This window comes from Amycolatopsis sp. NPDC051071 (assembly GCF_040682875.1).
In the GTDB taxonomy this organism is placed as follows: domain Bacteria; phylum Actinomycetota; class Actinomycetes; order Mycobacteriales; family Pseudonocardiaceae; genus Amycolatopsis.
In genome coordinates, this window is the sequence record NZ_JBFBBY010000040.1 from 1 (window position 1) to 20,805 (window position 20,805).

Genomic DNA, 20,805 nt, shown 5'->3' on the forward strand with positions numbered 1-20,805 from the left:
TGAGTGTTTTGGGTCGCTAGAACGACCCAAAACACTCACGACCCCCGCACCAGGTACTCACCGCCACCCGGCACTGAAAGGCCGTCGTCGCGTGCAGCGGGGTCGCGAGTGGCGATTCGGGATATAGAGGGGCAGGTCAAATGCGGCGTAGTGCCTGGGCTCGCCGTGACCAGCCTGTTCGCTGGGTTGGTGGCCAGGGCGAAGGCGTGACTCGCGTGCTTGAACACGTAACTCGCGTGCTCAGGGACGTAACTCGCGTGCTCAGAGGCGTAACTCGCGTGCTCAAGGACGGAACTCGCGTGCCTGGAGGCCGAACTCGCGTGTGCGGGCTTTAAGCACGCGAGTGCGGTACGCACCAACCAGCCACCACCCAGTCCGAAGGCGCCACCTTCGCCTTATCCCTCAAGAGAACCCAACACTCACGACCACCGCACCCGGCCTACCCCGCGTTGATCGCCCACCGCTGGAGCGCGGAACCGGTGTCCGGCCGCTGCGTGACGGCCGCACCGTCCGAAGTGGACGTGGTCGTCAGCGAAAGCCCGGATCGGACACTGGCGAGCTTGTAGGTGCCGTCGGCCTGTTTCGCCGCCGTCCAGCGCTGGTTGGTTCCGCCGGTGCATGTCCACTGGACGACCCGCGCGCCCGCGGCGGTGGAGCCGCCCTCGACGTCGGCGCACAGCTTCGAATGCGCGTTGGTCAGGGTGTACGAACCGTCGGTTTGCCGGGCGAACAGCCATTTCTGGTTGCCGCCCTGGTTTGGCGCCCAGGTGACCAGCGGGGTACCGGCGGTGGTGGACGAGTCCGGATCGTCGAGGTTCTTGCCGGACGCGGTGAGGGTATGGACCCCGTCGAGGGTGCCCGCGCCGGCGTCGGTGAACTTCAGCGTCTGCTCGGCCGCGGTCCGGCCGCCGCCGACGGTGCTGCCGCTGGTGTCGGTCCACGACCGCGGTGGCGTGGTCTCGGCCTGGCGCGAGGCGGCACCGGAAAGCCCGAGCACGAGCCCGCTGTAGCGGTTGACCAACCGGAAAGTGCCGTTCTTGCCGGGAATGACGAACCATTGCTGCCCGACGGTGGCCGCGGCGGTCACCGTGGGTTTCGCACCCCACGCCCGGCCCGCCTGGACAGCGTCGACGCCGAGTGACTGACCCGTGGCGGCGTTGGCGATCCGGTACGAGCCGTCACCGTTGGACGAGAACTGCCACGCTTCGCGGTCGGATCCGGTTGTCGCCGCGACCGATGTCGTCGCGTTTCCGGTTCCTTGCGCGAGTACGCGGCCGTCGCCGAGGCCAATGCGGTACTTGCGTGAAGTGTCCACAGGGGACGGTGCGGGCGCGGACGAGGTGATGGTCTGGGTGGTGTACTCCCCACCCGCGTCGTTCGAGCACGCCACCGCACAATAGGACCGGAACTGTTTGCCGATGATGGTGGAGTTCGTCTTGTTCGCGGCGTCGACGAACCAGCGGTACCAGGACTGGTTGGTGTAGCCGCCGGTGTCGCCGATCAGCCGCCACTTTTGCGTCGTCAGGTCGTCGGTCGCGTAGTAACGTTGCGGTACAACACTGTCGACGGCTTCCGGTGCGCCGATGTAGAGCCCGAGGTGGGCGTTGTAGGCGATGTTCATGACGAACAGGTCGGATTTACGCGGCAGTTGACCCGCCGCGATCTGCTGGCTGACGTTGCCGGTGTTGGCGGGGTCGTAATCGTCCGCGACGGGCGTGTAGCCGGTGTCCCCGGCCTTCGACACGGGCACCATGTTGCTTTCACGGCCGCCGACGCCTGCCTCGCTCCAGCCGCCGTTGAACCATTTCTGCCAAGAGCCTGTCGCCATTTTGCCCGAGATCGGCGCGCGGGCGACATGCGCCAGTCCCGTCATCGGGCCGCCCGCGCCCGCCTTCGGCACGATGCGTGAACCGTAGTAGACATAGAAATAGCCGGACGCCGTGTCCACGAACAGGCGCGGATCGCCGTCACCGTAGTCGAAGGTCTGATTGGGGAAGGCCGACGTGTCGCCGCGTTTCGTGCTGTGGTGCGAGGTGATCGCGTGGTCCTTGATGGCCCAGGTCCGGCCCTGGTCCTTCGAGACGGCCCAGTCGATCGCGTCGTAGTGGGAGAATGAGTAGGCGCCGAACGGTTCCGGCGTGAACTCGTTGTGGATCAGGCCATACCAGTCCCCGGTGTCCGGATCCACCCAGACGCCGACGAGATCGCAGAAGTTGCGCTGCGAATAGCCCGATCCGGCAGGCGGGTCAGTGGACTCCTTGCCGGTGGGGCTGTTGTTGCAGCGCCACGTCGTGTCGTTATTGCGGTCGGCGGGATTGGCCGGGTTCACCGCGTCGCTGATCGGATTCTTGGTGAAACTGTCGAAGTCGCGTCCGCTGTAGAACTCCCACTCGCGCGGCTGGTCTGCGCCGTAGAGCGCGGCCGCCTGCTGAAAGTAGAAAGTGCCGTCCTTGTCGAGGTAGGAACTGGCGGGGGTGTCGGTGGTCGGGCTGAAGGACTTCTTCGCGTCGACGGTGACGGTATACGTCGCGTCCGGTGGCGCGGCGCCGGACGACGCCGGTACCACCAGGGTCGCCGCCGTGGCCAGCAACGCGGCGCCGAGAAGAGGCAGGGTCCGCATGACTCTCTCCCAAAGGTGACCCGCACCACAGGTTGGCGGGGCGGTCGCCGATGCTATGAACGTAACTGCACGTAAGTCAACGTGTCCGCTCAACTTCGAGCGTTGTTCATGCACTTATTGCAAGGTAGCGGCCGTGCGTGCCGGATCCCGGCGTACGGAAAGTCCAAGCGCGGCCGTGCGGAAGTCCAACGTCACTCCGGCACGAGGGGCGGGTCGTCGGGAGCGGGGATCCGGGAACTCCAGCCGCCCGGGACGGCTTGGACGCGGGACTCACGGAAGCGGCCGGGCGTGAGGCCCACCCGGCGGGTGAAGAGGCGGCTGAAGTAGGCGGCGTCCTCGTAGCCGACGGCCTGCGCCACGCCGTGGACCGGCATCCGCGTGGTGGCCAGGAGTTCCTTCGCGCGGTTGAGACGAAGAGTCAGCAAATGCTCTTTCAGTCCCGACTCGGTGCTGCGGCGCACCGCGGCACGCAGTTCGGGCAGGGTCATGCCGCGCCGGGCCGCGATCTCCGCGACGCTGATCGGCAGCAGCGCGTCGCGTGCCAGCGCGTCCAGCAGCGAGCCGCCACTGGGCGTGCTGTCGGCACGGGAACGGCGCAACGCCACCAGCAAATGGTGCACCGCCGCCGACGCGTCGACTTGCGCCAACGGGCTGCCACCTCGCGCGCAGCGCACGATCCGGCTCACGATGTCGCGTACGACCGTCACGTCGCCCAACGGCACCACCGGCGAGCCGGGCGTGACGTAGCCGAGCTCCACATAGGCTTCTACCGCGCCGCCGTCGAAGTCGACGAAGCACTCTTCCCAGCCCTGCGCCTGATCGGGTGCGTAATGATGCCCGACGCCGGGAACCAGCCACAGCAGAGCCGGCGCGACGATCTCCTGCCGTTCCCCGCCCGCGACGGCGAACCATCCGCGCCCCTTCGACACCACGACGGCGACGTAGTGATCGAGGACGCGGGGCCCCACGACGGGCAGGATCCCGTGCTGCAGCCCCACCCCCAGACAGACCAAGCCCAGCCGCCGGTGAAGGGCGGACGGCGTGAAGTACCGCATCCAGGTCCGGTAAGCCATGGTCCGCCCAGTGTGCCCGGTCCCGCCTCAGCGGGCCCCTTCGGCGGGCAGGTGCTCCCGCGCCCAGGTGCCGAAGTCGGTGAGCGGGATGCCGAGTTGCCTCGCGTACTCCGGGCGACCCGGCTGACCTGCCACGTTCATGAACTCGTGGGTGGCGCCCATCGGCGGCATCCCGGCGGCGAAAGCCTCCCTTTCGGTCAGTTCCGGCGCGGACAACGGCGTGTCCAAAGCCTGCGAGAGGACCTCGGCGATCTCCGTCATCGACAGGTAGTCGCTCGCGAGTTCCAGTTCGACCCGGTCGAACCGCTCCGGTGCGACGATGGCCGCCGCGGCCGCGCGGCCGATGTCCTCCACCGCGACCAGCGACAGCCGGGTCTCCGGCTTCAGGACGCTCACCAGACCACCCTCGACGCCGCGCGGGAACAGGAATCCCATGGAGGGCAGGAAGTTCTCCATGAAGAACCCCGGCTTCAGCAACGTCCACCGCGGGAAACCCGCCGCGCGGACCGCGTCCTGGATCGCGCTTTTGGCGCCGAAAGGAGCTTCCATCAACGCCCAGCGGCCTTCGGCCCAGCCGGGGATTTCCGTATGCTGCCCGGCGCCGGTGACGGAAGTGTGCACGAACTGCGTGACTCCGGCGGCTTTCGCGGCTTCGACGAGGTTGACGCCCTGAGTCACTTCTCCGGCGAAGTCGAATCCTTCCGCTGTCAAGGCGGGCATCTGGACGGAGAAAACGGCGCGGACGCCCTCGGCGGCGCTGGTCACGGAATCGCGGTCACGCAGATCACCGGTGACCAGCTCGGCGCCGAGTGCCTCGACGGCTCGGGCGCGATCGGTGTCCGGATCACGCACCAGGGCGCGGACGGGAACGCCCGCCGCGAGCAGGGCGCGGGTGGTGGCACCACCCTGCCTGCCGGTGGCACCGGTGACGAGAACTGGGGACATGGCACTCCTCCGTGAACCGCGAGACTAAGTGGCGGGGCCCGCCACTTAGTCTCCGCTACGATACGGCGGGGCCCGCCACTTAGCAAACCCCGGAGGTGAAGCCATCGAGCAGCAACGTGCGGACGCGCGGCGCAACTACGCCCACATCCTCGCCGTGGCCGAGGAAGAGGTCGCGACCCAAGGCGCGGGGGCCTCACTGGAGCAGATCGCGCGCACCGCCGGCGTGGGCTCGGCGACCGTGCGACGGCACTTCCCCACCCGCCGCGCACTACTGGAAGCCGTCTCCCGGAAGCAAATCGAGGCGCTGGCCGCCCGCGCCCACGCACTGACCGGCGAGCAGGACAGCCGGAAGGCACTGCTGGACTGGCTGACCGACGTCGTCGCCTACTGCGTCACCGCCCGCGGGCTGGCGGTCGCACTGGCCTATGACAGCACGGAGTCCGTCTACGAAAACAGTTGCTCGGCCACACTGGAAGAAGCGGGCGAACCTCTGCTGAACCGGGCCGCGCGAGACGGCGCGGTGGCAGGCGACGTCACCGTCGCGGACCTGATCACGCTGGCCGTCGGCGTTGTACTGGCCACGGAACACCACGCCGACCCGGCGGCACGGGCCGATCGGTTGTTCCGGCTCGCCGTCGCGGGACTCAGCCCGTCGTGAGTGATAAAGAGGGTCAGAGCGCGCTGTGCCACTCACGACCCTGGACCGCCCCCCGGGAGAATCAGCGCACCCGAAGGAAGTCCACCGCCTCTCGCCACACGGCGGACAGTTCGGGATCGTCCGCGGTCCAGGTGGTGGCCCGGATCGTGCCCCGCTTTCGGTACGTGCGCATGATGTCGACGTGGACGGGCAGGCCGATGAAAGCCCGCATGGCTCCCGCGTCCCGCCACAGGGAGACCGACCCGGACCGGCTTCCCCGGATGTCCACCCAGAGCCAGTGCCCGACGGCGCCGTCGAGGTCCGGCCAAAGTGCCGCGAGGCGGCGGCCCGCGCGATAGATGCCGGGCAGGTCGAGCCGCCGGTCCGACGCGAAGTCCGTGACGCTGACGAGCACACTCCCGCGCGCCTCGGCCGGGCCGGGTTTCCAGGTGGTTTTGAGCATGGTTCACGCCTCCGGGAGCAGGGTGGGATCGGTCGCGCGGGCACGCAGCCGGTCGAGGACGGCGTGGCGCGCGTAGGTGAAGGCCGTCTCCCGGTCGGACAGCCGGGAATGGATCACCGCGGATTCGCCGAGGGCGTCGATTTCGTAGGCGAGCTGACCGGCGCCGACCTGGTCGGCGAGTTCTCCGAGGGAGATCGCCTCTGCGATCAGTGAGCGGATGAACCGCAGCCAGACCTCGAGGGATTCCGCGGTTTTGGTGCGAACCGGACCGGGCCTGTCGTCGAATTCGGTCTGCGCGGCCAGGAAGAAGCAACCACCGGGCAGGACACCGTCCGCGTAGAACCGCAGCCTCGCCTCGTGGAGCGCGAACACCCGGCGCACACCGGCAGGCGCGTGCGACGCCGGCGCCATGACCTCGCGGGTCCACTGTTCGCGGGCCCGGTCGATCGTGTCGAGTTGCAGCTGCTCCTTGTCCTTCCAGTGGGCGAACAGCCCGGATTTGCTGGTGCCGAGATGTTCGGCGAGCAGCCCGAACGACAATCCGTGCAGGCCGTGCACCGAGGCCAGCGCCACCGCGGCGTCGAGCACCGCTTCCCTCGTGCGCTGCCCACGCATCCGGCGGCCGTCCAGCCGCTCTTCGTTCGTCACCCGGCCGACCATACTATAAACGCGACCGATCGGTTTTAAAGTTCGCGGCAGGACCTTGTGGAGGCTCGGCCCTGCCGCGAGGACTCATCGGCGGATGCGGCGATCCACCGCCGTCCAGTTCGTCTCCCACGTCGTCCCGCCGTCGGCCGAGAACGCCTGCTCGAACCGCGCCTCGTCCGCGCTCGGGCGGAGGATGAAAAAGCGCACCTTGATCGGACGGCCGCCGAGCTGGTCGTCGCCGTAGAACTTGCCCACCCCGTTCTGGAAACCGCCGTACACGGCCGGGCTGAGCAGGCCGTCGCGGATGTTGATGAAGGTCAGGCTCCACCGCTGCGCCCGCGGTTCGTACAGCCGCATGTTGAGGGCGTCGATGCGGCCGTTCGGCCCCGAGACCTCGAACTCGAGGATGTTCGCCCGCCGGTCCAGTAGCGGCCGCACGGTACTGGTGCCCGAGAACTGAAGCCACTGGTCCGCGGTTTCCGAGAGCGGCTCGGCGAGGACCCGCACCGAGGAACGCCAGGTTCCGGCTTCCCAGTCGAAGTCCCGTTGGCCATCGGCGACCGCCGACGACGCGAGACGTGTCGAAGCGTCACCGGATGCCGCCGTCGCGATCAGGAACAGGGCCGAAATGCTTGCGATCAGTATTCGTCTGTATGGCACGGTCATGGTCCGACTATCCGAGCGGAGCCCGGCCATGGACAAGAAGGCACCTGCAGGTAACCCCTCGCGCCCCAACCCGCTGCCCGGTTGCCCGATGGCCGCGGCGTTCGCCGCGATCGGCGGGAAATGGAAGCTGACCCTGATCTACTGGCTCGCCCACGGGGAGTCCCACTTCGCCGGCCTTCGCCGCCGGGGTACGCCGATCACGCCCAAGGTGCTGGCCGAACAGCTGCGTGAGCTGGAGGCCGACGGACTCGTCGAACGCGTGGAGACTGGACCGGTCCCGGCACGTGTCATCTACCGGCTCACGCCCTACGGGACCACCGTGCTGCCCGTCGTCGAAGGAGTCAGGATCTGGGGCGAGGCCCATCTTCAGCTCACGCACAGCGGGGCAGGACCGGACGCGGCGATGAGCTGCGCCACCGCGATCGCACCCGCCGTCCTGTCGTCCTGATCCGGGCCGCGATGAACACCTGTTCTGGGCGCTGAAGGCGGCAGATACGGTCTTCGGCATGACTTTGCGAGCCGCGACGACACGACGGAAACCGGTCGCCGACCTGATCGCCGAAAGTGATCAGGGCACGTTGAAGCGCTCCCTCGGCCTCGGCCAGCTGACCACGCTCAGCATCGGCGCGACCCTGGGCAGCGGGATCTTCGTCGTACTCGGCGAAGCGGTGCCCGTGGCGGGTCCCGCGGTCGTATTGTCGTTCGTGCTCGCCGGTATCACCGCGTTGTTCTCGGCACTCTCCTACGCCGAACTCGCCGGCATGATCCCGCTGTCTGGTTCGTCCTATTCCTATACCTACGCCACACTCGGCGAACTGGTCGCCTGGGTGTGCGGCTGGTGCCTGGTCCTCGAATACGGCGTCTCGGTGGCGTCGGTGGCCGTCGGGTGGGGGCAGTACCTCAACGAACTGCTGCGGCTCGTTTTCGGGTTCGCCATCCCGGACGCGCTGAGCCAGCCGCCGGGTTCGGGCGGGATCGTCAACGTCCCGGCCATCGCCGTCGTGCTGCTCGCCATGTTCCTCCTGTTGTCCGGCGCGAAGGAGAGCGCGCGAGCGAACACGATCATGGTCGTGATCAAGATCGGCACCCTGGTGCTGTTCTGCGCGATCGCGTTCACCGCCGTGCGGGCGGCGAACTTCACGCCGTTCCTGCCGCTCGGCCTGGCCGGTTTGAGTGCGGGTGGCGCCAAACTCTTCTTCTCCTACATCGGCTTCGACGCGGCGTCGACGGCGGGCGAGGAGGCGAAGAACCCGCAGCGGGACCTGCCGCGCGCGATCCTGCTCTCGCTCGCCATCGTCACCGTCCTGTACTGCCTCGTCGCCGTGGCCGCGGTCGGCGCACTGCCGTGGCAGCAGTTCGATGGCCAGGAAGCCGCGCTCTCGCATGTACTCGGTGCCGTGTCCGGCAACCCGCTGTGGGCCGCGCTCCTCGCCGTCGGCGCGATCGTGGCGATCTCCAGCGTCGTGCTTACCGTCCTTTACGGACAGACACGGATCCTGTTCTCGATGTCCCGCGACGGACTGGTACCGGCCTCGCTGTCCAAAGTGGATCCCAAAACCGGCACCCCGCGGATCAACACCATGGTGGTCTCCGGCTTCGTCGCGGCGCTGGCCGCGTTCATCCCGCTCGGGAAGCTGGCCGACGCCACCAGCATCGGCACCCTCTTCGCCTTCGGCCTGGTGAACATCGCCGTCCTGCTGCTGCGGCGACGGCAACCGGAGGCACCGCGCTCGTTCCGCGTGCCGTTCTCCCCTGTCACGCCCATCCTCGGGGTTCTGTGCTGCGGCTACATGATGCTCAGCCTCGACGTCGCCACCTGGGCCGTGTTCGGTGGCTGGATGGCACTCGGTGTGGCGATCTACTTCAGCTACGGTATCCGCCGGTCCCGGCTGGCGTGAGCGACTTTCGCGACACCAGAAGATGGCGCACTTCTTGCCCGATCGTTTGCCCTTGTCTGGCCGAACGGGCAACAACCTTTTCAGCCTCTGACCGCGACCAGCGGTTTCGGCGGAAAAGAGCGGAACGCGCCATGTTGGTGTGTTTCCGGCCATTACCGGCCCGCCTTCCGGTCGACGTAGCCTGACAACGCCCTCCTTCCCCGGACGCGGCATCACCCGCGTCACGACGGCCGCCACCGGCATCACGGAGACATCGTTGACAGCGAAATCGACATACCAGGCCCACGCCACCGATCCCCTCACCCTGAACGGAATCGCGACCGGTCTCCGGCCCCACGCCGCGGCCTGCGCGATGCGCGCCCGCCTCGTCTAGATCGCGTCCTGGAACCGGTGCTGGAGAACGACATGGAGACAGTCCGGGTGAGCGTCCGCGCTCTCGACCCCGTGACCAAGGCCGGAATGGTGACCTGTCTGGAAGAACAGGCGATGAAGGTCGTCGACGGACGTCCCCCCGACAATCCCGATGTGGTCGTCGTGGTCTTCGAACGGCTTTCCGCCGACGCGGTTTCCATGCTACGCGAAGCCGCCGCCGACCTGGGCAAACCAATCGTGGTGGTGACCGACCGGCTCCAGGTGAGCGAACTGGCGGTCGCGGTGGAGTGCCGGGTGGTCGCCATCCTGCCGCGTGCGGCGGTGACCGACATCCGGCTTTCCGAAACCGTCCGGATCGCCGCGGCCGGCGGGGCGAACCTGCCCTCGAACCTGCTCGGCAAGCTGATCGAACATACCGAGCGGCTCTGCCGGGAGGAGCTCGGACCGGGCGGGCTGCCCAGGGCCGGCCTTTCCCCCAGGGAGGTCGAGGTCCTGCGCATGATGGCCGAGGGGCTCGACACCCGCGAGATCGCGACCGAACTGTCCTATTCGGAACGGACGGTGAAGAACATCGTCTACGCCATCACCGATCGCCTGGGGCTGCGGAACCGCTCGCACGCGGTGGCCTACGCGATGCGGGCTGGAGTCATCTGACCGCGAGTCGTGAGTGTTTTGCGTCGTTCTAACGAAGGGTGTTTTAGGTACCTACGGCGGTGAGCCGGGTAGCGGCCGGTCCTTAGGACTCCTCAGACTCCTTGAAGGACTCCTTGAGCACCACCAGTCACCACGGCGGCGCGTGAAGGACCCCTTCCCTCGGCTCAGCCGAAAAAACTCGACCTTCACACCTTCCCCAGTACATGAAGGCCCCCTTCCTGTACCTAGGCGCAAGGAAGGGGGCCTTCATGTACTTCACGCGAGCAACACCACAGATGCCGCGTAAGTGCTCAAGAGCGGGTTCGCCTAACGACCCAAAACACTCACGACTTCACCAGATGCGCACTTCGTACACCCGGACGGTCCCGGAGAAGCCGACACCCTGACAGTATCCGAGGGTCGTCGTGTGGTAGCGGCCGTTTTGTTCCCAGTTGATCGTCGCCTTGTTGTTGCCCGAGAAGACGTTGTAGACGCTGCCGATGTTCGTGCCCGTGACGCCGGAGTTGGCGAAGCACTTGCTGGTGCCCATCCCATTGCCGAACGAGATGTCCAGCTTCACGAAGTCGTCCCGGTTGCCGCAAGCGACCTCACCGATGGCGAAGGCGGGGCTCGCCGGAACGGCGACGAGCAAACCGAGTGCGGACGCGCCGACGACCGCAAGCCTCCTGCTGGCCCAAGCGTTGTTCCACGCCGACCACGTCGATCGCGATCTTCCCGCCGATTCCACCGCACCACACCTGCGGGTTTAGTGAGGGTAAGGCAAAGGTGGCGTGGCGGATTCGGCGGCGGGAGCGGACTCGCCAGTGTCCCGGTGCTCCTGGACCATCCACAAAGGACGCTTGTTGGCTGCGGCCAGAGCGAAGGCGTGACTCGCGTGCTTGAGCACGTAACTCGCGTGCTTAAAGACGTAACTCGCGTGCTTGAAGGCGTAAGTCGCGTGCTTGAGCACGTAAGTGCGGTGTCGGGGCCCTCTGAAGAGTCCGCTCGCGGTGGTGGCGACTTCGCGGAACTGCCCCGGTGGGTCGGGGGCGCGGGGCTGCTGCGCCGACGATACGGAAGCGATCCTGCTCGCCGTACACCTGGTGGGTTATCCGGGCGGGTTGAACTACCGGATCCGGGCACTCGCGGCGAGGCTCAGCTCTTGACGGCACGCAGGATGTTCGTAGGATTTCCGGGCTTCCCTCCGCTGATCTCCACCAGTCGCAGCCCGGCCGCGGCGAACAAGGCGCCGAACTCGTTCTCGGTGCGGATGGCACCGCCGCAGGCGAGCGTGCACAAGTCGCTCATCAGGGCCACTGGATCGGGCGTGGTGTCTCCCTCCGGAAGGACCATGTCGATCACGAACAACGTGCTGTCAGCGCACATCGCCTGACGACAGGCGCGCAAAATACGCAGGACGTCGTCGTCGCCCCAGTCGCAGAGCACGCTCTTGACCACGTAAGCACCGCGCCCGGAAGGCAGCGGATCGGCGAGGAAGTCTCCGGCGATCAGCGTGCAACGATCGGCTACCCCGGCCTCCTTCAATGTGGCCTGAGTGTTCTCCAGGCCCGCCGTCTGATCGAAGATGGTGCCGCTGAGCCCGGGGTTGCCGGACAGCAGTCCGGCCATCAGAACACCGTTGCCGCCGCCTACGTCCACGATGTCCTGGACACCCGCCAGATCCAACGCCCCGACAAGCCCCGACACATCCTGCCGCGCCACCTCCGTACAACTCTGGTAGAACTGCGCCTGACTGGCCGGATCGTCCGTCATCCACCCATAACCCGACTGGCCGAAGACGTGCTGCACAGCCGGTTGACCGGTGCGCACGGTGTGCTCGATGCTCCCGCAGGCACTCCACGTCGGCTCACCGGTCAACTGCATGGCCAGATACTTCACCGAGCCCGGTGCGTCCGCGCGTAGCACCTGTCCGGCCGGGGTGAGCGCGTAAGCGCCCTCCTCGTTCCTGACCAGTAGTCCCACGAAGACGGCGCCACGGAGCAAGCGCCGCAGCGACGGCTCGTGGCAGTCGGTCAGCTTCACCAGTTCTTCCAGTGAGACCGGTCCCACGGCGAGCCGGTCGGCCAGGTCGAGGGTCGCCATGGTGCGCACGATCTGTGCCGGGACGAAACCGAACACCATGTCCAACACCTTGGCCGTATCCTGGTGCGTCATCTTCCGTACCTCTCGAACAGGCCAGGGCATGGGTCACCACGCCACCGGCAGCTCACACAGACCGCCGACAATCGGGTTGTCATGCGGCCGCAACTGGTTCACGGGTATCGCGAGGCGCAACGTCGGGAACCTCTCGAAGAGCTTGCCGAACACCGCCCGCAGCTCGCCGCGGGCCAGGCTCCGGCCGACGCACAGATGCCTGCCGTACCCGAAAGCCAGGTGCGGGTTGGGTTTCCGGGTGATGTCGAACCGGTCCGGCCGGGAGAACACGCGGGGGTCGTGGTTGGCCCCGACGAAGTTGATCACTACGGCGTCCCCGGTCCGGATGGTCACGTCACCGATCTCGATATCCGCGCCGGCGTAGTGCGCGAGCGTGTCCCCACCGGTCATCCGGCGGCGGAGTATCTCTTCGACGGCGGACTCGAGCAGCGAGGGATCCCGTCGCAGGGCCTCGCGTTGATCCGGGTTGGTCAGAAGGTGCAGGGCGCCCCACTGGATGACGTCGACCGTGGTCCCGTTCCCGGCGAACAACAGGCCGCTCGCCATCGTGCTCGCCTCGAACATCGTCAGCGCACCGGACGTACACGCCGCGGCGAGATCCGACAGCACGTCCTGCGCCGGTTCGGTTCGCTTGCGTTCCAGCAACTCCCCCATTCCAGCGAAGAGGTTTTCCATCGCCGCGCGGGAACCCCGCGCGTCAGCCGCGTCGGCACCCCGCACCGACCATTTCCTGAATCGCTCGCGCTCGGCTCGCGGCACGCCGAGCAATTCGAAGATGACCAGTGTCGGCAGCGGACCCGCCAGTGCTTCGATCAGATCCACCGGCGGTCCGTGCTCGGCCATCGCCGTCAACAGCTCGTCCGTCAGTCCTTCGATCCATGGCTTCAGCGCGGCCATGCGCTTGGCCGAGAAGGACTTCGACAACAGCACTCGCATCGCGGCCTCGTTGTGCAATTCGGACTGATAGTCCTCGTACTCCCAGTCCGAACCATCGACAAGGGCGGAGTTGGTGACCTTCGCGGCCTTCTCTGGATCAGGGTGGGACCGAGTCAGCCGCGAGTCGGTGAAGAGCCGCTTCGCCTCGTCGAAGCGGGTGACCATCCACGCCTCGTCACCGACCATGGTTCTGAACCGGGACACCGGGCACCTGTTCTGCATCTCCCGCACCGCAGGGGAGAGGTCGAGGACGTCCGGCTGGGAGAAGGGCCCTGTCGGCAGGTCAGGCGCCTGGCTCGTGACTTCTCCCGGCGAGGAGTGCGTGGCCACGAGTTCACCGGTCTCGGTCGATGGCCGCCTGTGCGAAGCCGCACAACCGGCCGCGGCTGGCGGTGACCGGCAGCCCGTTCAACGTGGTGATGGCGTTCTCCGAATACTCCCTGGCCAGGCCACTGGCGGCGGCCAGTGCGCCGGTACGGTCCAAAAGGGTCACGAGCATGTCCCGTCTGATGGCCGGATCCCCGTCGCCGACGAGCATTTCCGTGATGACCGCGCGGTCGCCAGGCGTGGAAGCCTGATAGGCCAGGATCACCGGCAACGTCAACCGGCCGTTGCGGATGTCGCTGGTATCGGGTTTGCCCATCACGCCGGTTTCCCGCGTGTAGGACATCAGATCGTCGTGGATCTGGAAGGCGCACCCCAGGTTCTCGGCATAGGCGCCCAACGTCCGCACCATCGTCTCGTCCCCACCGGCCAGCAGCGCACCGCACTCGCACGCGCTCTTGAACAGCGTGGCCGTCTTCAGTTTCACCACGGTCAGGTAGGTGTCGAGATCGAAGTCCATCCGTTCACACAGTTCCGCCTCGAGGCTCTGGCCGCGGCACAGGTCGATACCGCACCGGGCGACCACGTCGAGTGCCGCCACGATCCGGTCGGCACGAGCGCCCGTGCCGCGGCATTCGGCCAGCCCGGCGAACAGGTCGAAGATCAGCGCGTCCCCGGCGACGATCGCGTTGTCCGCACCGAACTTGTACTGCACTGAAGGACGGCCGCGGCGCAGGTCGTCGTTGTCGATGATGTCGTCGTGCACCAGGCTCGCCACATGCCCGCATTCCGCGCCGATCGCCGCGGGCAGGACGACTTCGGCGTCACCGCCGACGGCCAGCGCCGATTCCAGCAGCAGGATCGGCCGGAAAAGCTTGCCGGACGGCACGAGCGCGTGTACGCACATCTCGCCAAGCAGACTTGTCTCGGCCTGCCAGCGCTTCGCCAGCCGGTCACTGATCCTTTCGACCAGCACGGCGGGCGTGCCCGCGTCCGGTGACCAGTGAGGCGATTCCGCGCCGCTCGCCGTCGCGTCCACCGTCACATAACCAGTCATGGTTTCCCTCCCTGCTGGGCACGACCGGCCGGCTGTCCGCGTCGCGGCCGTACCAGCTGTGTTTCGAGCCTGCCCATGTAGTAAATGATTTCCTCGTGATTGGTGGATGGGAGGAAACGGTCGGCGCCGACCTTGTAATAGACGGAGCTGACCGTCTCGGTGAGCAGCTGTCCGTAGGGCTCCTCACGGAGCAACGCCAGCGTGAACGCCGGCACGTCGAAGCCGTTCCAGATGTCACGCCACACGTAATAGCCGTCGCCGTCGATCTGGACTTCGGGCAGCGTCTCGTTGGCATAACGGGTTGAGGGGCCGTGGCCCGGAATGGTGTAAGCGGGCAGGGTGAGCAGGTCGAACTCGAAGACGGTGTCCACAATAGACCGTGCGTTCCCTGGCACGAGCGGCATCACCGACTCGTGCCACCAGCGACGCAGCATGTCCTTGGCCTCGTCGCTGCCGTAAAGCCGGGTCATCACGGGAGCCAGCACATCCGCGTCGGTGAACGAGTTGACCATTCCGGCGCGGAACGGTTCCGTGCTCGGCTGCGGATCGTTCTCGAAGAAGTCCATCAGTGACCGGATCAGGTCGGACTGGGTGATCCCGCCAAGGGTGCGCATCGGGCCCCAGAGATAGCGGAAAACCGGGTTCTCGGCGATCAGCCGCGACACGAAGATGAACCGGTGCATGTACTGGTTGTCCCGCGGCGACATCGTGTCGTGCGAAAGCAGGTACTCGAAGTCGTCGGTGTTGCCGCGTACGGTCACCAGCCCGAACCGCTCGCGATCGGTATGGTAGGTGGTGTTCGGCAAGATCAGCATCGGATACACCGCGACCCGCGATACGTGGGTGGCCAGCCGGTCGTAACCCTTCATGAAGGTCTCGACCGTCTCGCCGGGAGCACCCCAGATCAGCTCGGCGTAACAGTCGAGTCCTTCTTTGCCGAGCCATTCCGCCAGGCTCTCCCAGTCGTTGACCTTCATATTGCGCCGAGCCATCAGGTCCAGCGTGTCGTCGTCGAGGGTCTGCAGCGCGAGGGTGAACGAGCTGTGCAAGCCCGCGTCCTTCATCACCTTGACGATCTTGTAGAACGTCGCGGACTTGTTCTTCGCCCAGGAAGCCTCGATGCTCCGGGGATAGCCATACTTCTCCCGCGTCGCGATGACGTCCTCGACGAACTCGAGGTCGAGCGGCATCATCCCGAAGTTCGCGTCGCACAACACCAGCGTGTGCACCTTGTGCTGAGCGAAGAGTTCGATCTCCCGGCGCAACCGCTCACGGGAGAACGCGCGTACCTGCTGGCCCACATAACCGCCCCAGTAACAGAAGGAGCATTTGTACGGACAGCCGCGGTTGGTCTCCAGCAGCGCGACGTCGTAGGGGAACCTGCCCTCCTTGTCTGTCAAGGGGATCGCGCCGGTGAGGAACGGCGACGGGATCTCGTCGAGGTTCTCGATCCTCGGCCGGTCCTTTGTGGTCACCACCTCGCCCGCCTCGTCCTGGAACGAGATGCCGTCGATGCCGTGCAGTGACCGCACCGATTCCTGATCAAGGCGGGCCAGCAGCAAATCCCGGAAAGTGAACTCGCCCTCGCCGTTGACCACGACATCCACCGAGGGATGCATCCGGAACACGCGCCCGGCCTGCTGGGAGACGTGGTTGCCACCGAATACCGCCCAGCCGTCCGGGTTGATCTGCTTGAACGTCTCCGTCAGCGCGGCGAACTCCTGATAGTTCCAGCCGAGCACGGAGAACGCCAGCACGTCCGGCGCGCCGGTGGCGAACAACTCGTTGGCCATACCGAACAACGTGGCGCCGCCGTCGAAGTTGCGGATCTCGATCTCCATGGCGGCCGCGATGCGCTCGTCCCGCAGCGCGGTCGCCTTCAAATAGCCGGAGGCCAGCGGCATCGATTCGAGCGACATCGCCCAGACGCCCTGCTGCACCAGCCAGACCCGAAGCGGCCGATCCCTCATTGGTGATTCCCCTTGTGCTGGTCCATGTTCGGCGGTTACCGGGGGCTCAGCTCCAGCAAGTGCAAGTGCCATGCCGCGTACTGTTCGCCGTCTCCGCCGACCAGGTCCGCGGGGAACGCGTCGGTCAGCGCATCGGGGATCTCCGACATCTCGATCTTCTTGAGGACGTCGAGTTCGTAGCCGGTCTCCTCGGCGAGGTCGCTGATCAGCGTCGGGTTGCCCAGTGCCTCACCGAACCACAGGTAGGCCCGGCCCCGCGCGGTCAGCAGCCCGCGACCTTCGGCGAGGAAGCGGCGTATCTTGGCGTACTCCGGGTCGAACATCGTCTCGTGCCAGATCGAGGTGTCCACCCGGTCATCCGGCGCGTTCAAGAACGGGGGATTCCAGTAGATCCCATCGAATTGCTCGCCCGGCCCGATCGCCGAATACAAGTTGCTTTCCCTGGCGATGACGCGGTCGGCGACACCATGCCGTTCGGCGTTCATCTCGGTATTCCGCACAGCCGCCGGGTTGATGTCCAGACCGATCACCCGCTCGACACCCGCTCGCGCCGCGAGCACCGACATGACCCCGGTTCCGCAGCCCATCTCCAGAAAGGAGGACATGCTCGCGAACGGAATCATATCGGCGAACAGCTCACCACCCGGGGAATAGGACGGCGGCCACACGTCATCGAGCAGATCCCATTCCAGGCCGACCAATTCGAATACATCCGGCCTGCTCGAGTCCGAATGATACTTGTCGATGATGTTCTGGCCGATGAGCAGCTCGAACTCTCGCGTTTCCATACTGTCCCGTCTTCGCATCGGACTTTTCCGACCGGCACGGCGATTCAAACAGCCCCGCGGAAAAGGCGCAATATTCCGGGCGCGAACGCTGACCGGTCAGCCGGCAGGCGGCACCCACCGGACCATGGCGTCCATCGAGCGCCGGGAAACCGCCTCCGGCAAGAACCCACCGAGCCATACGCCGCTGTTACGGGCCGCGATCGCCACCGGTGAGGACAGCTCGGCGAACCGCCCCATCCAGCGCGACATCCGGCTCAGCCGGGACGTGCGCGGCCGCCTGCTCGCGTCGTAGGCGGTGAGACCGGCACGCAGTCCGTCCCACGACCGGGCCGGACCAAGGACGTATGCGAGTTCGACAGCGTCCTCCAACGCGAGATTCGCCGAACCCACGTTGGGTGTCATCGGGTGCGCCGCGTCGCCTGCCAAGACCACGCGGCCGGTGAAGAAGCAGTCCACCGGACACACCAGTTCCTCGATCCGGTCGAAGAACAGCACCTCGCGCGCCGAGCGTTCCAGCAGGTGCGGGATCGGGTCGTGCCAGCCCCCGAAGAGCGGTGCCGGGCCGCCCTCGGCGCCCACCACCCGGCGGCGGCCGGTCATCCTTGCCAGCGCGGAGAAGTGCACACGGCCGCCGGGCAGCGGCAGGATCGAGAACCGCAGGCCCTGGCCCCAGGTCTCCGCCGCCGCCACGGTCAGCCCGTCAGCAGGCACCACGCAACGCCAGCTCACCGATCCGGTGTGGTGCAGCCCGGGGTGCCAGGGGTGCAGGGCGCGCCGGGCCGCCGAACGGATGCCATCGGCGGCGACCACCACGTCCGACTCCAGTTCGGTGCCGTCCACCCGGATCGTGGCCGGGGTACGCGCGTCACCCGCACCGGCAGGCTCGACGCACGCCCCGAACTGGACGGCGCCGGGTGGCAGGGCGTCCGCGAGTGCCTTGACCAGATCCAGCCGGGGCAACGCGCGAATCGGCTCGCCGTACCGCTCTTCCACGAAACGCAGACCGCTGCGCGCGATCCACCGGCCACCGGGGACCCGCACCCCGCCCTCGGACTGGACCACGGCACGGGCCCGCACCGCGTCGCCGACGCCGATCGCGTCGAGCGCGAGCATCCCGTTGGGGGTGATGCCGATGCCGCCACCGGTGGCACGCAGCTCCGGGCCGCGCTCGAAGACACGCACGGCCCAGCCCCTGTCCGCCAGTGCCACCGCGGTGGCCAGCCCCGCTATTCCGGCGCCAATCACATTCACGGAACGAACCATCGGAATTCTCCCTTCGCCTTATGTCCAGTACTGCCGGAACACCAGCGATTCTTGCTACCTTCCTGATCATGCACGGTGCCCAGTCGATTCGGGTTCAACTACTCGCCCACGTCGAAGCATGCCGCCCCGACACCATCTTCTACGCCGGCACGATCGGCTTGAGCGGAGCGATTCTCACCAGGCCGGACGCGGACGCCGGTCTGGTGTTTCTGGCCTGGCTCGTCCCGACGCTCGCATGGATCGCTTCACTGTATGGCGGCGACTATTTCGACCGTGACCTCGACGGCCTCACTAAACCGCACCGGCCGATACCGTCCGGCCGGATCCGGCCGGTCACCGCGCGCAATGCGATGGTTTTCCTCATCGGCTCGGGAATGGTACTCGCGGTACTGGTCAATCCGCTGACCGCACTGCTCGCGATACCGGCGACGGTATTCGGCATCGCATACGCGCGGTGGCTGAAAGGAAAAGGGCTGTGGGGAAACGTCAGCCGCGGCCTGCCCAGCGCGTTGACGGTGCTCTACGGCTCGATGACGGTGCAGCCGCTGCCCGCACCGCAACTCGTCGCCTTGTCGCTGATGTTCTGGGTCCACGACTCCGGGTCGAACCTGCTCGGCGCGCTATGCGACCGGGACGGCGACCGCCGGGGCGGCTACCTCACCTACCCGGTCCGGTACGGCGACGAGGCGACCGTCCGTGGCCTCGTCCGGTTTTACGTGGGCTGGGTGGTACTGGCACTGCTCTGCCCGGTGGTACTCGGTGACCGGGTCGATCCAGTGACCTACTACGTGCCACTGACCGTCGCGATCGTCTTGGGCTGGGTCTCGTTGTACAGCGTGATCCGCGCACCGCGGCCGATCGACCGGGCGGTGAGCCTGCGGGCCCACGAGATCGTGGTGGTCGAGCGGATCATCCTCGGCACGTTCCTGATCGCGGCCGCCGGCCGGATCGAGATGGCCCTGCTGGTCGGCGTGCCGTCGCTGCTGCTGACGATGCTGGCGCGGCGGCTGATGCGCGGTCGGTACGAACCCCGCGAGTCGTGAGTGTTCTGGGGTGGCTCGCGTCAGGCAAGTACGTGAAGGCCCCCTTCATTGCGCTAGACGCAATGAAGGGGGCCTTCACGTACTTGCAGATACGGTCACACCAGATGCAAACGGACATTCCACCTCGATTGGCGTCCTATGTGGACCGTTGGCGAGCCGGGCCACGGTTCGCTGGTGATTGCCGAGACCATCAGGCAGACGTCGATCGAGGTGTTCTTCGCGATGCGGGCGGTCGGGCTCCGCTGACGTGTCATGAAAGGGTCTTTCAGGACAAGAAATGTCTTGAAAGACCCTTTCATGACATCCGGTGCGGGGTCAGCGCTCGGACAAGAGAGTCCCGCCGGAAGCCCAGTGTCCGGCGGGAATCTCGTTGATGGTCACACAGACACGGCCTTCATACGCCGCGGTCCCGGGCGCACCCCCCCGTGGTGCCCAAACACTCACGACCCGTTCAGATCTTCAGCGCGTTCTTCGGGTCCCCGCCCTTGTAGAGGCCAAGGACCAGCTCGTGCGAATAGCCCAGCAGCTCCCGCAGTTCGGGCTGCAACTCCACGACTTTCTCCGGCGGGACGCTCAGCAGGCTGTTCTCCACTTGGCGCAACCAGCCCACCTGGAACCCGAACGAGAGGATATGCCGCTCGTCCGATTCGGTGGTGTTCGCGCCACCGGCGTGGAACAGGTCTTGGCGGAACAGCAGCGCGTCGCCCTTCCTCATCTCGATCTGCACCGCTTCACTCCAGTCCGGCGGGGGTTCGAGCGGCGAGCCGCCGTGCGCGCCGGGGACGACCCAGGTCGCGCCGTTCTCGGCGGTGAAGTCGCTCATCGCGCACATCACCGAGAGCGCGATCGGGTTCTCCCCGTACGGGGCGTGCCGCCACGAGAACGTGTCACGGTGCATCTGCTGGCGGGGCGCGCCCGGTTTGCGGCCCATGTATTCGGCGATGATCAGCAGGATCGTGTCCGACAGCGGGGCGAGCAGCCGACGGGCGGCGGCGACGATGTCCCGGTGCAGCACCATGTCCGGCACGCAGGGGATGGTGCCGATCAGCTGGTGCATTGTCACCGTGGTGTCGCCCTGGAACTGGGCGAGCAACGAGTTCGCCGCGTACTCGGCCTCCTCCGGGTGTTCGGCGAGATAGCTCTGGACTTGCGCGACGTAGGTGTCGCAGTCCTCGCTCGAGTAGGCCGCCGACAGAACGACCGCGCCCTCGTCGCGGAACGCCTCGTCCGCCGCCGCCGTGTCATAGGGCCGCGTCAACCGGGGAATTGCCTTACCCATGTCCACCATCACCTT

General features: G+C 66.8%; 19 protein-coding genes. 5 read left to right on the forward strand and 14 right to left on the reverse strand.

Going from position 1 to position 20,805, the window contains the following annotated elements; genetic code table 11:
- Positions 1-439: 439 nt before the first annotated feature.
- The 3 genes from AB0M65_RS15730 to AB0M65_RS15740 form a co-directional block, all read right to left on the reverse strand.
- Positions 440-2,620, reverse strand: a complete 2,181-nt coding sequence (locus tag AB0M65_RS15730; RefSeq protein ID WP_364027495.1) for an RICIN domain-containing protein — start codon at positions 2,618-2,620, stop codon at positions 440-442.
- 191 nt (positions 2,621-2,811) lie between these two features.
- Positions 2,812-3,693 (reverse strand): AraC family transcriptional regulator, encoded by an 882-nt coding sequence (locus AB0M65_RS15735; RefSeq protein WP_364027497.1) that lies wholly within the window; start codon positions 3,691-3,693, stop codon positions 2,812-2,814.
- Positions 3,694-3,720: 27 nt separating this feature from the next.
- Positions 3,721-4,638 carry an NmrA/HSCARG family protein gene (locus AB0M65_RS15740; RefSeq protein ID WP_364027499.1) on the reverse strand — a complete coding sequence of 306 codons (918 nt, stop codon included), beginning with the start codon at positions 4,636-4,638 and terminating at the stop codon, positions 3,721-3,723.
- A 154-nt stretch (positions 4,639-4,792) separates the two neighbouring features.
- Here AB0M65_RS15740 and AB0M65_RS15745 point away from each other — a divergent pair, with 154 nt between their 5' ends.
- Positions 4,793-5,296 carry a TetR/AcrR family transcriptional regulator gene (locus AB0M65_RS15745; protein ID WP_364027501.1) on the forward strand — a complete coding sequence of 168 codons (504 nt, stop codon included), beginning with the start codon at positions 4,793-4,795 and terminating at the stop codon, positions 5,294-5,296.
- A gap of 61 nt (positions 5,297-5,357) precedes the next feature.
- Here the strand turns inward: AB0M65_RS15745 and AB0M65_RS15750 are convergent, their stop codons facing one another.
- From AB0M65_RS15750 to AB0M65_RS15760, 3 genes are all read right to left on the reverse strand, one after another.
- Positions 5,358-5,738 (reverse strand): hypothetical protein, encoded by a 381-nt coding sequence (locus AB0M65_RS15750; RefSeq protein ID WP_364027504.1) that lies wholly within the window; start codon positions 5,736-5,738, stop codon positions 5,358-5,360.
- A 3-nt stretch (positions 5,739-5,741) separates the two neighbouring features.
- Positions 5,742-6,386 (reverse strand): TetR/AcrR family transcriptional regulator, encoded by a 645-nt coding sequence (locus AB0M65_RS15755; RefSeq protein WP_364027507.1) that lies wholly within the window; start codon positions 6,384-6,386, stop codon positions 5,742-5,744.
- Positions 6,387-6,470: 84 nt separating this feature from the next.
- Positions 6,471-7,052, reverse strand: coding sequence for a hypothetical protein (locus AB0M65_RS15760; RefSeq protein ID WP_364027509.1), 582 nt, complete (start codon positions 7,050-7,052; stop codon positions 6,471-6,473).
- Between the two features lie 28 nt (positions 7,053-7,080).
- Here AB0M65_RS15760 and AB0M65_RS15765 point away from each other — a divergent pair, with 28 nt between their 5' ends.
- The 3 genes from AB0M65_RS15765 to AB0M65_RS15775 all read left to right on the forward strand — a co-directional run bounded on the left by AB0M65_RS15765 (position 7,081) and on the right by AB0M65_RS15775 (position 9,976).
- Positions 7,081-7,500, forward strand: a complete 420-nt coding sequence (locus AB0M65_RS15765) for a helix-turn-helix domain-containing protein (protein ID WP_364027512.1) — start codon at positions 7,081-7,083, stop codon at positions 7,498-7,500.
- 58 nt (positions 7,501-7,558) lie between these two features.
- Positions 7,559-8,950: an amino acid permease gene (locus AB0M65_RS15770; RefSeq protein ID WP_364027515.1), complete on the forward strand. Its 1,392-nt coding sequence runs from the start codon at positions 7,559-7,561 to the stop codon at positions 8,948-8,950.
- Positions 8,951-9,355: 405 nt separating this feature from the next.
- Positions 9,356-9,976 carry a response regulator transcription factor gene (locus AB0M65_RS15775; RefSeq protein WP_364027518.1) on the forward strand — a complete coding sequence of 207 codons (621 nt, stop codon included), beginning with the start codon at positions 9,356-9,358 and terminating at the stop codon, positions 9,974-9,976.
- A 331-nt stretch (positions 9,977-10,307) separates the two neighbouring features.
- Here AB0M65_RS15775 and AB0M65_RS15780 read toward each other — a convergent pair whose 3' ends face one another.
- From AB0M65_RS15780 to AB0M65_RS15810, 7 genes are all read right to left on the reverse strand, one after another.
- Positions 10,308-10,703: a beta/gamma crystallin domain-containing protein gene (locus AB0M65_RS15780; RefSeq protein WP_364027521.1), complete on the reverse strand. Its 396-nt coding sequence runs from the start codon at positions 10,701-10,703 to the stop codon at positions 10,308-10,310.
- Positions 10,704-11,110: 407 nt separating this feature from the next.
- On the reverse strand, positions 11,111-12,130 hold the full coding sequence (locus AB0M65_RS15785) for a methyltransferase (RefSeq protein WP_364027524.1): 1,020 nt from the start codon (positions 12,128-12,130) through the stop codon (positions 11,111-11,113).
- A gap of 33 nt (positions 12,131-12,163) precedes the next feature.
- Entirely contained in the window at positions 12,164-13,270 is a 1,107-nt protein-coding gene (locus tag AB0M65_RS15790; protein WP_364027527.1) for a cytochrome P450, read from the reverse strand.
- Positions 13,271-13,400: 130 nt separating this feature from the next.
- Positions 13,401-14,447: a polyprenyl synthetase family protein gene (locus AB0M65_RS15795; protein ID WP_364027530.1), complete on the reverse strand. Its 1,047-nt coding sequence runs from the start codon at positions 14,445-14,447 to the stop codon at positions 13,401-13,403.
- Complete coding sequence (locus tag AB0M65_RS15800) at positions 14,444-16,417, reverse strand: KedN5 family methylcobalamin-dependent radical SAM C-methyltransferase (protein ID WP_364027533.1); 1,974 nt, start codon at positions 16,415-16,417, stop codon at positions 14,444-14,446. The genes AB0M65_RS15795 and AB0M65_RS15800 overlap by 4 nt, the downstream gene beginning before the upstream one ends.
- Positions 16,418-16,452: 35 nt before the next feature.
- A complete protein-coding gene (locus AB0M65_RS15805; RefSeq protein WP_364027536.1) occupies positions 16,453-17,205 on the reverse strand; it encodes a methyltransferase in 753 nt (250 codons plus the stop codon).
- 96 nt (positions 17,206-17,301) lie between these two features.
- Positions 17,302-18,456 (reverse strand): FAD-dependent oxidoreductase, encoded by a 1,155-nt coding sequence (locus AB0M65_RS15810; protein WP_364027539.1) that lies wholly within the window; start codon positions 18,454-18,456, stop codon positions 17,302-17,304.
- Between the two features lie 80 nt (positions 18,457-18,536).
- On the opposite strand from AB0M65_RS15810, the gene AB0M65_RS15815 reads away from it, so the two are divergent.
- Positions 18,537-19,511, forward strand: a complete 975-nt coding sequence (locus tag AB0M65_RS15815) for a UbiA family prenyltransferase (protein ID WP_364027542.1) — start codon at positions 18,537-18,539, stop codon at positions 19,509-19,511.
- Between the two features lie 451 nt (positions 19,512-19,962).
- Here the strand turns inward: AB0M65_RS15815 and AB0M65_RS15820 are convergent, their stop codons facing one another.
- Positions 19,963-20,790, reverse strand: coding sequence for a phytanoyl-CoA dioxygenase family protein (locus AB0M65_RS15820; RefSeq protein ID WP_364027545.1), 828 nt, complete (start codon positions 20,788-20,790; stop codon positions 19,963-19,965).
- Positions 20,791-20,805 lie beyond the last annotated feature (15 nt).

Coding starts and splice junctions, on each gene's coding strand:
- AB0M65_RS15730 (WP_364027495.1), bottom strand. CDS start 2,620: ATGCGGACCCTGCCTCTTCTCGGCGCCGCGTTGCTGGCCACGGCGGCG.
- AB0M65_RS15735 (WP_364027497.1), bottom strand. CDS start 3,693: ATGGCTTACCGGACCTGGATGCGGTACTTCACGCCGTCCGCCCTTCAC.
- AB0M65_RS15740 (WP_364027499.1), bottom strand. CDS start 4,638: ATGTCCCCAGTTCTCGTCACCGGTGCCACCGGCAGGCAGGGTGGTGCC.
- AB0M65_RS15750 (WP_364027504.1), bottom strand. CDS start 5,738: ATGCTCAAAACCACCTGGAAACCCGGCCCGGCCGAGGCGCGCGGGAGT.
- AB0M65_RS15760 (WP_364027509.1), bottom strand. CDS start 7,052: ATGACCGTGCCATACAGACGAATACTGATCGCAAGCATTTCGGCCCTG.
- AB0M65_RS15765 (WP_364027512.1), top strand. CDS start 7,081: ATGGACAAGAAGGCACCTGCAGGTAACCCCTCGCGCCCCAACCCGCTG.
- AB0M65_RS15770 (WP_364027515.1), top strand. CDS start 7,559: ATGACTTTGCGAGCCGCGACGACACGACGGAAACCGGTCGCCGACCTG.
- AB0M65_RS15775 (WP_364027518.1), top strand. CDS start 9,356: ATGGAGACAGTCCGGGTGAGCGTCCGCGCTCTCGACCCCGTGACCAAG.
- AB0M65_RS15785 (WP_364027524.1), bottom strand. CDS start 12,130: ATGACGCACCAGGATACGGCCAAGGTGTTGGACATGGTGTTCGGTTTC.
- AB0M65_RS15795 (WP_364027530.1), bottom strand. CDS start 14,447: ATGACTGGTTATGTGACGGTGGACGCGACGGCGAGCGGCGCGGAATCG.
- AB0M65_RS15800 (WP_364027533.1), bottom strand. CDS start 16,417: ATGAGGGATCGGCCGCTTCGGGTCTGGCTGGTGCAGCAGGGCGTCTGG.
- AB0M65_RS15805 (WP_364027536.1), bottom strand. CDS start 17,205: ATGGAAACGCGAGAGTTCGAGCTGCTCATCGGCCAGAACATCATCGAC.
- AB0M65_RS15815 (WP_364027542.1), top strand. CDS start 18,537: ATGCACGGTGCCCAGTCGATTCGGGTTCAACTACTCGCCCACGTCGAA.
- AB0M65_RS15820 (WP_364027545.1), bottom strand. CDS start 20,790: ATGGGTAAGGCAATTCCCCGGTTGACGCGGCCCTATGACACGGCGGCG.